The organism is Enterococcus sp. ZQ21 (assembly GCF_030053755.1).
Lineage (GTDB): Bacteria > Bacillota > Bacilli > Lactobacillales > Enterococcaceae > Enterococcus_B > Enterococcus_B lactis.
Genome location: NZ_CP125658.1, coordinates 1,928,830 through 1,942,005, shown reverse-complemented (window position 1 = coordinate 1,942,005; position 13,176 = coordinate 1,928,830). Strand labels below are relative to the sequence as shown.

Annotated in this window: 12 protein-coding genes; 11 read left to right on the top strand and 1 reads right to left on the bottom strand. The window is 38.6% G+C overall.

Annotated features, from left to right (window positions below):
* Positions 1 to 22: 22 nt before the first annotated feature.
* Positions 23 to 979, bottom strand: coding sequence for a magnesium transporter CorA family protein (locus QK255_RS09410; protein ID WP_002291874.1), 957 nt, complete (start codon positions 977 to 979; stop codon positions 23 to 25).
* Positions 980 to 1,149: 170 nt separating this feature from the next.
* Here QK255_RS09410 and QK255_RS09405 point away from each other — a divergent pair, with 170 nt between their 5' ends.
* The 11 genes from QK255_RS09405 (at position 1,150) to ftsZ (ending at position 13,167) form a co-directional block, all read left to right on the top strand.
* Positions 1,150 to 1,518 (top strand): DUF3397 domain-containing protein, encoded by a 369-nt coding sequence (locus QK255_RS09405; protein ID WP_002291871.1) that lies wholly within the window; start codon positions 1,150 to 1,152, stop codon positions 1,516 to 1,518.
* Positions 1,519 to 1,687: 169 nt separating this feature from the next.
* On the top strand, positions 1,688 to 2,119 hold the full coding sequence (gene mraZ, locus QK255_RS09400) for a division/cell wall cluster transcriptional repressor MraZ (protein ID WP_002291870.1): 432 nt from the start codon (positions 1,688 to 1,690) through the stop codon (positions 2,117 to 2,119).
* A gap of 20 nt (positions 2,120 to 2,139) precedes the next feature.
* The gene (rsmH, locus tag QK255_RS09395; protein WP_002291868.1) at positions 2,140 to 3,099 is read left to right on the top strand and encodes a 16S rRNA (cytosine(1402)-N(4))-methyltransferase RsmH; all 960 of its coding nucleotides are present in this window, start codon (positions 2,140 to 2,142) and stop codon (positions 3,097 to 3,099) included.
* 4 nt (positions 3,100 to 3,103) lie between these two features.
* Positions 3,104 to 3,505, top strand: a complete 402-nt coding sequence (gene ftsL, locus QK255_RS09390; protein WP_002291866.1) for a cell division protein FtsL — start codon at positions 3,104 to 3,106, stop codon at positions 3,503 to 3,505.
* A complete protein-coding gene (locus QK255_RS09385; RefSeq protein WP_002291864.1) occupies positions 3,506 to 5,698 on the top strand; it encodes a penicillin-binding transpeptidase domain-containing protein in 2,193 nt (730 codons plus the stop codon).
* 25 nt (positions 5,699 to 5,723) lie between these two features.
* A complete protein-coding gene (gene mraY, locus QK255_RS09380) occupies positions 5,724 to 6,686 on the top strand; it encodes a phospho-N-acetylmuramoyl-pentapeptide-transferase (protein WP_002291862.1) in 963 nt (320 codons plus the stop codon).
* 13 nt (positions 6,687 to 6,699) lie between these two features.
* The gene (gene murD, locus QK255_RS09375) at positions 6,700 to 8,061 is read left to right on the top strand and encodes a UDP-N-acetylmuramoyl-L-alanine--D-glutamate ligase (RefSeq protein WP_002291860.1); all 1,362 of its coding nucleotides are present in this window, start codon (positions 6,700 to 6,702) and stop codon (positions 8,059 to 8,061) included.
* Positions 8,062 to 8,086: 25 nt separating this feature from the next.
* Positions 8,087 to 9,175 carry an undecaprenyldiphospho-muramoylpentapeptide beta-N-acetylglucosaminyltransferase gene (murG, locus tag QK255_RS09370; RefSeq protein WP_002291857.1) on the top strand — a complete coding sequence of 363 codons (1,089 nt, stop codon included), beginning with the start codon at positions 8,087 to 8,089 and terminating at the stop codon, positions 9,173 to 9,175.
* 14 nt (positions 9,176 to 9,189) lie between these two features.
* Positions 9,190 to 10,422, top strand: a complete 1,233-nt coding sequence (locus QK255_RS09365; protein ID WP_283341535.1) for a cell division protein FtsQ/DivIB — start codon at positions 9,190 to 9,192, stop codon at positions 10,420 to 10,422.
* Positions 10,423 to 10,577: 155 nt separating this feature from the next.
* Positions 10,578 to 11,903 carry a cell division protein FtsA gene (gene ftsA, locus QK255_RS09360; RefSeq protein ID WP_283341534.1) on the top strand — a complete coding sequence of 442 codons (1,326 nt, stop codon included), beginning with the start codon at positions 10,578 to 10,580 and terminating at the stop codon, positions 11,901 to 11,903.
* A 22-nt stretch (positions 11,904 to 11,925) separates the two neighbouring features.
* Positions 11,926 to 13,167 carry a cell division protein FtsZ gene (gene ftsZ, locus QK255_RS09355; RefSeq protein ID WP_002291854.1) on the top strand — a complete coding sequence of 414 codons (1,242 nt, stop codon included), beginning with the start codon at positions 11,926 to 11,928 and terminating at the stop codon, positions 13,165 to 13,167.
* Positions 13,168 to 13,176 lie beyond the last annotated feature (9 nt).

The following is a 13,176-nucleotide window of genomic DNA, read 5'->3' as shown; positions in this document are numbered from 1 at the left end:
TCTTTTCTACAAGAGGTCTTTTTTATAAAAACTTCCCTTTTTTTAAATAATAGGTAGTTACGATACAAATAAATAATGTTAATAGGACTAGCCAGATAAACGCATCATCTCTTTCAGCAATGGGTAGCTTGATGTTCATCCCATAGATACTTCCGATGATTGTTGGTATAGTTAATATAATCGTTAAAGAAGTTAAAATTTTCATAATATTATTCAAATTATTCGATACAATTGCTGAAAAAGTCTGATTCATTTGTTCTACTAGTTTTAATTGAATGCGAGAAGTAGTCATTGCTTGCTCTGTTTCTACCAATACATCACGCAGATGGTTTTTCAACGCATGATTTTCTTGGAAAAGTTTATTTTGCGCTAATTCTTTCAATGCATCTAAATTAGCAGAAGTCGCTTCTCTGAAATAAACAAGGCTTTTTTGGATATCCATGATTTGATAAAGTTGTTTGTTTTCAGTTGATACTTGAAGTTTGGCTTCCAAAGTATCGCATTGAGATTGAAGCGTAGCTAAATAACTGTTATAAGACAGTGTAACCTGCCAGATGAATTGAAAGAAGATATTGAGATTGGGTGAAACATCGCTTTTTGGAAAGGTTTGACTAAAGACTTTCTTTAAAAATAGTGGTTCATGATTCGTAATTGTGATAAGCTTCTTTTTGGGCGTCAAAATGATAGAGAGCGGGTATGTATCCACTTGAAAATAACCGCTAGGACTTGTTTTAGCAAACGGATATTGTAACAATAATAACGCTGGTTTTGTCAACTTTGATTGATTGAATTCTTCTGTACGGGAATTTTCTGCATCGTCCAATATGGAAGTGATGTAATCTGACGGAATTTCAAATTGATGTGTCAGCTGATGAATCTCTTCTTGATTGGGACGTTCTACACAATACCAGATCGTTTGGTCAGTTTCCTTTCCGGTATTACGCAGTTTCTCATTATCTAATGTAAAATATTTGATCATGATTTTCCTCCTGTTGCCTGTTTCTTTTATTATAACGGATAGGGGATTGGAATACATGGAATGTGTTTGTAAGATATAGAATATAACTGCATAAATTTAAATAAAATGAAACAGTTGTGTAAAGTATATACAGTATACTTGAAGCAACGATAAAAAAGGAGTTTACGTTCATGGGCACATTCACACCACTTATCTTGTTTTGGTATATTTACCCGGTAATCGTTTTGTTTGGTTGCCAATTTCTTGTAAAATTATTTTCGTTAAATCGTCGTTTTAAAATAAAAGCCCCTGATTTGGCGATTCCTTTTTTGTGGGGCGGTATGCATGCGTTGTCTAGAAACACAGCGACAATTTCTATCCTGCCGTTTTTCTTTATTTCTGTTTTACTAATGGGCATCTGTATTGCTGTTTTTCAAGCATATTATTATGAAGAAATCATTTATCCGCGTTATTTCAAGATGACTTGGCGTTTGGTATTTCTGCTGACGATCGTCTTGTACGCGGTCTTGATCATTGTGAATATACTTTCTTACCTATGAAAAAAGCAGAAAAGCTGTAAAAAGTCTTTTAAAAGGCTTTTTGCAGCTTGATTCTTAAAAAAATGTTTATGAATAAAAAAAGTTGTTCCCGGATTTCCTAGAAAAGGTGGTAGAAAGTGGGGGATTGTGGTAGACTAATTTTAGTTAGTGGAGGAATGGGGGGCTTTCAATGTTGATGGGTGAATTCCAACATAATATTGATGCAAAAGGACGTTTAATCGTTCCCTCAAAACTTCGTGAAGAACTTGGCGAAAAGTTTGTTCTGACACGCGGATTGGATGGTTGTCTTTTCGGCTATCCGATGAGCGAATGGGAAAATCTGGAAGCTAAGCTGAACGAAATGCCGTTGGCTAAAAAAGACGCACGTACATTTGTGCGATTCTTCTATTCGGCTGCCACTGAATGCGAACTTGATAAACAAGGACGGATCAATATACCAAGCACGTTAAGAAATTATGCAGCTTTGACAAAAGGGTGCGTAATCATCGGCGTATCTAACCGAATTGAAATTTGGGATGAGACACGATGGGAAGATTTTTCTGCAGAAGCAGAAGAGAATTTTGACGAAATTGCTGAAAATATGATTGATTTCGGACTATAAGAATAGGAAGAGGCTGACTAATGACTGAAACATTTCAACACTATACAGTCATGTTGAAAGAAACGGTAGATGGATTGAACATCAAACCGGATGGCGTTTATGTAGACTGTACACTCGGCGGTGCCGGACATAGTGAATATTTATTGAGCCAACTAAGTTCTAAAGGGCACCTGTATGCGTTTGACCAAGATCAAAAAGCAATCGATCACGCCAAGCTGCGTTTAGCTTCTTATGTCGAACAAGGGATGGTCACATTTATCAAAGCGAATTTCAGAGAATTAGAAGAACGCTTGAGTGAGTATGTAGATAAGGTAGATGGTATTTTGTATGACTTAGGGGTTTCCTCTCCTCAACTAGATGAAGCAGAACGTGGATTTAGTTATCATCAAGATGCACCCTTGGATATGCGTATGGATCAGTCAGCTCCTTTAACCGCTTATCACGTAATTAATGAATATTCCTACCATGAATTAGTAAAGATTTTCTTCCGCTATGGCGAGGAGAAATTTTCCAAACAAATTGCTCGTGAAATCGAACGAGTACGAAAAACAAAACCAATCCAAACAACTGGTGAGCTTGTCGAAATCATTAAACAAGTCATCCCAGCTCCCGCAAGAAGAAAAGGCGGGCATCCTGCAAAAAGAATTTTTCAAGCTGTGCGGATTGCAGTAAATGACGAACTTGGTGCCGAAGAGGCCTCTTTAGAACAGGCAATCCGGTTATTGAAAGTCAATGGAAGAATCAGTGTGATCACATTCCACTCATTAGAAGACAGAATTGTCAAAAGTATGTTTAAAGAATATAGTACGGTTCAAGATTTACCACCGGGACTTCCTGTCATACCTGACGAATTTCAACCGGAACTGAAAGTCATTACTCGTAAACCAATCCTTCCTTCAGAGGAAGAGTTAGCAGAAAACAATCGATCACGCAGTGCAAAGTTACGTATTGCAGAAAAAATAAGAATGAAAGAGGAGTAGAATGATGGCAGAATTAAAGAAAATGCAAGAGTACGAATATGATTTACCTGAATTGGTGGATCAGCCAGAACAACAAATGCCAGATTCTTCTTCGAATCAAGAAATCATTCTTCCACAATCACCAGCAAAACGATTGAAGCAGATTTCTGCTTTGGAAAAAATTGCTGTGGCAAGCGTGGCGATTGCTATTGTTGCTTTGTGTGTTTTAACAGTCATGTTGCGTACAAATATCAGCGGAGCTGAAAAAGAAATCACATCAATACAAACAGAAATCAAGGATAAAAAGCAAGAAAAAACGAGTTTAGAACAAGAAAAAAATGAACTTTCTCGTACTGAACGGATTAAACAAATCGCAGAAGAAAAAGGATTGTCTATTAATGACGACAATTTAAGGAAAGTGAAGTAAATGAGTCTTAAAAATAAAATTCGGCGGTTTATGGAAAAGAAAAATCTAAATCCGATGAACAATCGCAAAAAAGTAGGTATCATTTTATTTGCTACGAGTATTGGATTGTTCTTTTTATTTGCCGTCCGTTTCTCGTATATCGTTATTGGAGGTCATGTTGCTGGTACCTCATTAGCTGAAAAAACAAAACAGTTGTACCAAGGAAGTGAAGTAGTAAAAGCAAAAAGAGGAACGATTTATGATCGTAACGGTGTGGCGCTCGCAGAAGATGCCTCCTCTTATTCAATTAAAGCGATACTCTCAAAAACATATACTTCTGGGGATAAAAAGCTGTATGTCGAAGAAAAGAATTTTGATAAAATAGCAGAAATCCTGCATAAGAATCTTTCTATAGACAAAAAAGATGCACTGAATATTTTAGAAGACGGCGCAAAAAAAGAGCTGTATCAAGTTGAATTTGGTAGCTATGGGAAAAATATCTCCCAAGAAACCAAGCAAAACATCGAAGCAGATATGAAAAAAGAAGGTGTCGCTGGTCTTTACTTTGTCGACCATCAGGCTCGGATGTATCCAAATGGCGTCTTTTCTTCTCATTTTATCGGATATGCAGTTCCAGACAAAGATGAGAATGGCTTAGTTGGTAAACTAGGTTTGGAGTCTGCTTACAATGATATTTTGAGCGGTAAAGATGGTAAGATTATTTATCAAAAAGATAATTTTCAAACTCCTCTGCCAGGTACAGTAGCAGAAGAAGAAAAAGCTGTTGATGGACAAGATATCTACACGACTTTGGACAGTAGACTACAAAGTTATTTGGAAACACTGATGGATCAAGTAAATGAAGAATATCAACCGGAAGAATTGACAGCAGTCTTGATGAAAGCAAAAACTGGAGAGATTTTGGCGATGGGGCAGCGTCCTACTTTCAATCCCGAAACAATGGAAGGTTTGACTGGAGAAGATGCTATCTGGCGTAATTTCTTGGTACAAGATAGTTATGAGCCAGGATCAACCATGAAGGTTTTCACTACTGCAGCCGCTATCGAAGAAGGAGAATTCAACGAGAATGAAACCTTCCAATCTGGAAAAATCCAAGTAGAAGATGCGACGATCAATGACCATGACTTTGGTGAAAAAGGTGTGCTGACCATGCGTCAAGCTCTTTCATGGTCAAGTAACGTCGGGATGGTCATACTGGAACAGCGATTAGGCGGACGATGGTACAATTATTTACAAAAACTAGGATTTGGACAAAGTACCCATTCTGGATTAGATGACGAAGTAAATGGTGCTTTGCCTACATCAAATATTGTCGACCGAGCAATGAGTGCTTATGGACAAGCGGTAGGTGTGACGAATTTCCAAATGATGAAAGCTTTCACTTCTATTGCGAATAACGGTACAATGATTCAACCTCGATATATCAGCAAAGTAGTGGATCCTCAAACTGGAGAAGAGCGAACAACTCAAACAGAAGTTCTAGGACAACCTTTTTCAAAAGAAACAACAGAAAAAGTCCGTGAATATATGAGAGATGTTGTCGAAAGCGAAAACTACGGTAGTGCTTATGGCGTATATAGTGTACCTGGATACAATGTATCGGCAAAAACCGGAACAGCCCAAATCGCTTCTGATACAGGGGGATACCAAACAGGAGATACAGCCTACCTGTATTCGATTGTGGAGATGGTTCCTTCTGAAGATCCAGACTATGTCTTGTATCTAACAATGAAACACCCTAAGACATATGATCGAATGGCTTTGGCTAAAATCGCAAATCCATTGATGAAACGGGCAATGGATTTTAAAGAAACTGAAGAAGATACGGATACAGAAACCAAAACAGAAAAAGTATCCGTAGCCGATTATCGTAATCTAGAAGCAGATGTTGCAGCAGCGGATGCTCAAAAAAGCGGACTGCAACCTGTCGTTATCGGTAACGGGAAAAAAGTACACAAACAATCTACTGCCAACGGTGATCAGTTGATCTCTGGAGAAAAACTGATTCTATATACTGGCGGCGACAAGCTGATGCCTGATGTAACTGGATGGTCAAAAGCAGATATCATGAAGCTAGGGAAAATCCTTGGTATCGAAGTTAGTTTTGATGGGGATGGTTATTGTGTCAAACAAGAACTTGCTCCATATGAAAAAATCACAAAAGAAAAACTTAATTTTACTTTAGAAGAATAAGAAGAGAAATAGGAGAGAAAAGAGCATGGAATGGACACAAGCATTGATTCCCATTGTCAGCAGTTGTGCAATGACGATTGCCGCAATGCCGCTATTTATTGGTTACTTTCAAATGAAAAAGCAAGGTCAGGCGATTCGCGAGGAGGGACCAAAGTGGCACAATATCAAAGCCGGAACTCCTACAATGGGCGGCTTAGTGTTTCTGATCGGCTCTATTTTGACAGGGATTTGGGTTGGAGCTTGGCAAAAACAGCTGACTCCTACTCTTTTCATCTTGCTTTTTGTATTAGCATTATATGGAGTAATTGGTTTTCTTGATGATTTTATAAAGATCTTCAAGAAAAGAAACATGGGGCTGAACTCGAAACAGAAACTGATTGGACAGGTTCTAGGGGGAATCATCTTTTATCTTGTTTACCGTTCTGAAGGCTATCCAGGTGTATTGAATTTCTTTGGGCTGGATCTGCCTTTAGGAATCATTTATGGGGTTTTCGCTATCTTCTGGCTTGTTGGATTTTCAAATGCGGTCAATCTGACGGATGGTATCGATGGATTAGTTGCTGGCTTAGGCAGCATCTCTTTTGCAGCTTACGGTCTGATTGCTTGGCATCAGCATCAGTATGATGTATTAATCATTTGTCTCAGTGTCTTAGGTGGTTTACTTGGATTCTTCGTCTATAACCGGAAACCTGCCAAGATTTTTATGGGAGATGTTGGTTCATTAGCTTTGGGCGGACTTTTAGCGGCTATTTCTATGATGCTGAACCAAGAGTGGACATTGCTTTTGATTGGCTTGATTTATGTTATGGAAACTGCAAGTGTGATGCTTCAAGTTACATCCTTTAAACTTACGGGAAAACGAATTTTTAAAATGTCTCCAATCCACCATCATTTTGAAATGTGCGGATGGTCGGAGTGGAAGATTGATACAGTTTTTTGGTTGATCAGCATTGTGACTTCATTGATCACATTATGGATCGTTTGGTAGGAGATGACAGGAAATGAAAAAAATATCAACATATGAAAATAAAAAAGTGCTTGTCTTAGGACTCGCAAAAAGCGGAGTAAGTGCGGCCAAATTATTACATGAATTGGGCGCACTTGTCACCGTTAATGACGGAAAACCTTTTGATGAAAATCCGGAAGCACAAGAATTGCTTTCTTTAGGGATAAAAGTAATAACAGGCAGTCATCCAATCGAATTACTAGATGAAGAATTTTCGTTGATGGTCAAAAATCCTGGGATTCCCTACAGCCATCCTTTAGTAGCAAAAGCCCAAGAAATGGGTATTCCGGTAATTACGGAAGTGGAGCTAGCTTACGAAGTAGCGGAATGCCCAATTATTGGGATTACAGGAACGAATGGAAAAACCACGACAACAACGATGACTGGACTACTACTGAATGCAGGCGTAGACAAAGGAGTTGCACGTCTAGCAGGAAATATTGGGTATCCAGCAAGTGGTGTCGCGGAAGAAGCGAAACCAGAAGATAAAATCGTGATGGAGTTATCTAGTTTTCAACTCATGGGAATCACAGATTTCCATCCTCATATAGCGGTGATCACCAATATTTATGAAGCACATATTGATTATCATGGGACAAGAAAAGAATACGTCAAAGCTAAATGGAACCTTCAAAAAAATATGACAGCTGAAGATTATCTGGTTCTTAACTGGAATCAGTCAGAACTACAAGAATTAGCGCAAAGAACAAAAGCACGCGTCCTGCCTTTTTCGACAAAAGAAGTGTTGGAAGATGGTGTGTATGCTGACGATCACGCAATTTATTATAAAAAAGAAAAAATAATGGAAATCTCTGAACTTGGCGTACCAGGTACGCATAATGTAGAAAATGCGTTAGCTGCTATTACTGTAGCAAAATTGTATGGTATATCAAATGAAGCTATACGACAAACGTTGCATTTATTCCATGGCGTGCCGCATCGTACGCAATATGTAGGAGAAATCCAAGGCAGAAAATTTTATAATGATTCAAAAGCAACCAATATTTTAGCGACTAAAATGGCTCTAAGCGGATTTGAAACGGCTAAGGTCGTGTTATTGGCAGGCGGATTAGATAGAGGAAATACATTTGATGAATTGGTTCCTTCACTAAAAGGTATCAAAGCAATGATCGTATTTGGTCAAACAAAAGAAAAATTGATCGATGCTGGAAAAAAAGCAGGCATCGAAACGATAGTAACAGCCGATTCTGTAGAACAAGCAGTTCCTTTAGCATTAGAAAACAGTACAGATGGTGATGTGATTTTATTATCACCAGCGAATGCCAGCTGGGATCAATACCCTAATTTTGAAACTAGAGGAAACCGATTTATGGAAGTTGTGAATCAATTAAAATAGAAAAAGTAGAAGCGAGCGATAAAAAATGAAAATTTTGGTTACAGGCGGAGGAACGGGAGGACATATTTATCCGGCTCTTGCCTTTGTCAATTATGTGAAGACTCAAGAACCGAATGCTGAATTCATGTATGTGGGAGCAAAACGTGGTCTGGAAAATAAAATTGTCCCTGATACAGGAATGCCTTTCCATACTTTGGAGATTCAAGGCTTTAAACGAAAAATTTCCATGCATAATATCAAGACAATCCGATTGTTTCTTAAGAGTATCCGTCAAGCAAAAAAAATCCTCAGTGATTTTCAACCAGATATCGTTATCGGTACTGGAGGATATGTATCCGGAGCAGTAGTGTATGCTGCATCAAAAATGGGAATTCCAACTATTATCCATGAACAAAACAGTGTACCAGGTGTTACCAATAAATTTTTAAGCCGATATGTGGATCGGATCGCTCTTTCATTCAAAGATGCGGCTCCTTTTTTTCCTGAAAACAAATCAGTCCTTGTAGGTAATCCTCGAGCACAAGAAGTAGCAGATACTAAAAAATCAGATATTTTGAAAACATTTGGGTTGGATCCAGAAAAGAAAACAGTCTTGATTTTTGGCGGCAGTCAAGGAGCACTTAAAATCAATCAAGCGGTATCGGTTTTTTTAAGTGAATATATTCCTTCCTCTTATCAAGTCTTGTATGCTTCAGGAGAAAGATATTATGAAGAAATCCTAAATAAAATAAATCCTGAAATACAAAATATTAGTGTCCAGCCTTACATCAAAAACATGGCAGAAGTCATGGCTTCGAGCAATCTGCTAGTGGGACGTGCTGGTGCAACTTCGATCGCAGAATTTACAGCTTTGGGGCTTCCGGCAGTGTTGGTTCCCAGTCCATATGTTACGAATGATCATCAGACTAAAAATGCAATGAGTCTTGTTCATGCAGGAGCAGCAAAAATGATTGCGGATAATGAGCTAACGGGTGAATCACTAAGTCAGACAATTAACGAAATCATGGATGATGAAGAATTGCAAAAGCAAATGTGCCGAGCTTCTAAAGAACAAGGCATCCCTGATGCTTCAAAACGTCTTTATGACGTAGTGAATCAAATAATCAAAAAATAAAGGCGGTGGTCTTAGTGAGTAAGAAAAAAGAACCTAAAAAATTGTCTCATCCGTCTTCTGATGAAAACAATTTGACTCCTTGGCAAAAGGCTAACCGAAAATATCTGGCAGAACAAGGGATGAAAAACCAAGAGCCAAAAAAAGAAGACACACCATTAGACACACCCCTTTCAGATTCTGAAGAAGAAAAAACGGTTCAAGAGGAACAGCAAGAAACAAGCCAGTCAGAAAGCCAGTCCGAGAAAAAAATCGAATTTTTTGAAGAGATCAAGCAAAAGAAAAACGGTGGCCCGTATAACGGTTCTTTTTTGAATCGTCTCCCTAATTTAAAAAGTCAAAGGCATAAAGTACTGTTTCGTCGGTTAGCATTGATTATTACTGTATTGGGCATACCGCTGATTTTTTTGATCTATTATGTTTCTCCTTATAGCAAGCTACAAGCAGTTGCAGTGTCAGGTAATAAGGTAGTCAACAGTCAGGAAATCATCTCTGATACCAAATTGTCATTGGGAGAAAATGTCTGGGGGCAGTATTTCGATCGATCCACTTATATCGAACGGCTAAAAAAAGCACAGCCGAGAATCGAAAAAGCAGCTATACACTTCAAAGGGATAAATGAGTTCGATTTGGATGTGACAGAATACAAAGAAATCGCTTTGATTGCAAAAGATAATCAATACTATCCAGTAATTGAAAATGGAACAGTATTAGATGAAAAAGTAGCAAATCCTACAAAAAATCTCCCTATCTTAGAAGAGTTCAAAGATTCAGCAAAAATCAAAGAATTAACAAAGCAATACAATCAGTTATCATCAGAATTGCAAAAAGCAATCTCTGAAATCAAGTATACACCAAGAGCAAGTAATAAAAACCTGATCCAATTGAACATGAATGATGGCAATCAAGTCATTGTAAATATCAATAATCTTGCGAACCAAATGAAATATTATTCGCAAGTAGCCAAAGACATGGATGAAAAAGGTGTGATCGACATGGAAGTTGGCATCTACTCATATCCTTACAGCAGTACTCAAGAAACGGCAGAATCGGACCAAACGGAAGAAACAACTGGAAGTGAAGAAAACGCGGATCAAACAAATGGGTCAAGTGAAGAGGCAGAAATGCAAGCAGCAGATACACCTGAATCGTCTGATATAAACGGCTCATCTGATTCAAATAATTCAAGTGAAACAAGTCAAATAGAAGACAATCCAAGTACAACTCCGTCAAGTTTAAATGAAAATTGATAAAACAACTTTAAAAAGTAAGAATGTACTTTCTAAAAACCAGTAATTTATGGTAGAATTGAAAGCAGTGAATATATCTATTAATAAGTATATTTTAAAACGGACGCTAGTTGTTCGCTTGTATATGGAATAGTAAGTAGGAGGGAATCCCATTCATGGCAAAAACAGGAATGTATGTAGGCCTTGATATTGGAACGACATCTGTTAAAGTTGTCGTGGCTGAATATATCGACAGCCAAATGAATATTATTGGAGTAGGAAACGCAAAATCAGAAGGGATTAACCGAGGCATTATCGTTGATATCGATAAAACGGTCCAAGCGATACAACGAGCAGTACGACAAGCAGAAGAAAAAGCAGGTATCCAGATCAAAGGCGTAAGTGTCGGTTTGCCAGCAAACATGCTTGAAGTAGAAAATTGCCAGGGAATGATTGCAGTTAACGGAGATTCAAAGGAAATCACCGATGAAGATGTCAGAAATGTGGCTTCTGCTGCCCTTGTTCGTTCAATACCTCCTGAACGTCAAATCGTGTCAATTTTGCCACAAGATTTTACTGTCGATGGATTCGAGGGAATCAAAGACCCTCGTGGAATGATCGGCGTAAGATTAGAAATGTACGGTCTGTTGTTTACCGGACCAAAAACGATCATCCATAACATACGTAAATGCGTGGAAAATGCCGGATTAATCGTCAATGAAATGGTGATTACTCCTTTAGCGCTGACAGAATCAATTCTTTCTGACGGAGAAAAAGATTTTGGTACGATCGTTATTGATATGGGTGGTGGCCAAACGACAACAGCTGTTATGCATGATAAGCAATTGAAGTTTACCAGTCTCGACCAAGAAGGTGGCGAATTTGTCACTAAAGATATCTCTATTGTATTAAATACGTCTTTTAACAATGCAGAAGCGTTGAAAATAAATTACGGGGATGCATATCCAGAACGGACATCACCAGATGAAGAGTTTCCAGTAGATGTAATTGGCCAGTCAGAACCAGTGAAAGTCGATGAACGCTATTTGTCAGAAATTATTTCAGCTCGTATGGAACAGATTTTCAACAAAGCAAAAGATGCATTGGACCAAATCGAAGCATTAGAGTTGCCAGGTGGCGTCGTATTGACAGGCGGAGCTGCTAGTCTTCCAGGTGTTGTGGACTTGGCGCAAGAAATCTTCGGCGTAAATGTGAAACTGTATGTTCCAAATCACATGGGACTGAGAAACCCGGTATTTACAAATGTAATAAGTATCGTTGATTATTCAGCAAACTTGAGCGAAGTGTATCAATTGGCAAAAATTGCTGTTACAGGTGAGACCTCAGCAGCTCGTCAAATGGTAGTTGAACAAGAAACAAGAAACACATATGAAAGCTATGAAGCACCTGAAGAAACAGTCTACGATGAGCCGGAACCAAAAGAATCCGGAGAAAATGTAAAAAATAAAATCAAGGGTTTCTTTACAAATATTTTTGATTAATTCATCCTGGGAGGAATAAGATATGGAATTCTCAATTGATAATAATATCAATGACGGCGCAGTAATCAAAGTCATCGGAGTCGGCGGTGGCGGTGGAAATGCTGTGAACCGAATGATTGAAGAAAACGTCAAAGGTGTTGAATTCATTACGGCCAACACAGACGTGCAAGCATTAAAAAATTCAAAAGCTGAAACAGTTATCCAATTAGGACCAAAATATACTCGTGGTTTAGGGGCTGGTTCTCAACCAGAAGTTGGACAAAAAGCGGCAGAAGAAAGTGAACAATCCTTACGAGAAGCTTTAGACGGTGCAGATATGATTTTCATCACTGCAGGAATGGGTGGAGGAACTGGTACAGGTGCTGCGCCAATCGTTGCAGGGATCGCTAGAGAACTGGGCGCATTGACCGTTGGTGTCGTTACACGTCCGTTCACTTTTGAAGGACCTAAACGTGGCCGTTTTGCTGCAGAAGGTATCGCTCGTTTGAAAGAAAATGTCGATACATTATTGATTATCTCAAATAACCGTTTACTAGAAGTTGTAGATAAAAAGACACCAATGCTTGAAGCTTTCCGTGAAGCAGATAACGTTTTACGTCAAGGTGTACAAGGTATCTCTGACTTGATTACGGCACCAGGTTACGTTAACCTTGACTTTGCTGACGTGAAAACAGTGATGGAAAACCAAGGTACAGCATTGATGGGAATCGGTGTAGCTAGTGGAGAAGATCGCGTAGTAGAAGCAACGAAAAAAGCAATCTCCTCTCCATTGCTTGAAACATCTATTGATGGAGCGGAACAAGTACTTCTTAACATCACAGGCGGTTTGGATATGACATTGTTTGAAGCACAAGATGCTTCAGATATCGTAGCAAATGCAGCAACTGGCGATGTAAATATTATTCTAGGTACATCTATCAATGAAGAAATGGGCGATGAAATCCGCGTGACGGTCATCGCAACAGGTATCGATGAATCAAAAAAGGAGCGCAAGTCTAGCCGTCCAGCTAGACAAGCACAAATGCAATCACCTGCTCAAAAGACTGTATTAGATATGGATCAAGCTAAACCAACTTCTGCAGAAGAAGAAAACAGTTTTGGCGATTGGGATATCAGACGTGAACAAAATGTTCGTCCTAGAGTTGATGATTCCAATTTTGACAATATCGAAAAAAAAGAATTTGATACATTCAACCGCGAAGAAACAAAATCTCATGGCGATGATGAATTAAATACGCCACCGTTTTTCCGTCGTAAAAAATAAAGGAGAGGA

Coding starts and splice junctions, on each gene's coding strand:
- mraZ (WP_002291870.1), top strand. CDS start 1,688: ATGTTGATGGGTGAATTCCAACATAATATTGATGCAAAAGGACGTTTA.
- ftsA (WP_283341534.1), top strand. CDS start 10,578: ATGGCAAAAACAGGAATGTATGTAGGCCTTGATATTGGAACGACATCT.
- ftsL (WP_002291866.1), top strand. CDS start 3,104: ATGGCAGAATTAAAGAAAATGCAAGAGTACGAATATGATTTACCTGAA.
- rsmH (WP_002291868.1), top strand. CDS start 2,140: ATGACTGAAACATTTCAACACTATACAGTCATGTTGAAAGAAACGGTA.
- QK255_RS09385 (WP_002291864.1), top strand. CDS start 3,506: ATGAGTCTTAAAAATAAAATTCGGCGGTTTATGGAAAAGAAAAATCTA.
- QK255_RS09405 (WP_002291871.1), top strand. CDS start 1,150: ATGGGCACATTCACACCACTTATCTTGTTTTGGTATATTTACCCGGTA.
- murG (WP_002291857.1), top strand. CDS start 8,087: ATGAAAATTTTGGTTACAGGCGGAGGAACGGGAGGACATATTTATCCG.
- ftsZ (WP_002291854.1), top strand. CDS start 11,926: ATGGAATTCTCAATTGATAATAATATCAATGACGGCGCAGTAATCAAA.
- mraY (WP_002291862.1), top strand. CDS start 5,724: ATGGAATGGACACAAGCATTGATTCCCATTGTCAGCAGTTGTGCAATG.
- QK255_RS09410 (WP_002291874.1), bottom strand. CDS start 979: ATGATCAAATATTTTACATTAGATAATGAGAAACTGCGTAATACCGGA.
- murD (WP_002291860.1), top strand. CDS start 6,700: ATGAAAAAAATATCAACATATGAAAATAAAAAAGTGCTTGTCTTAGGA.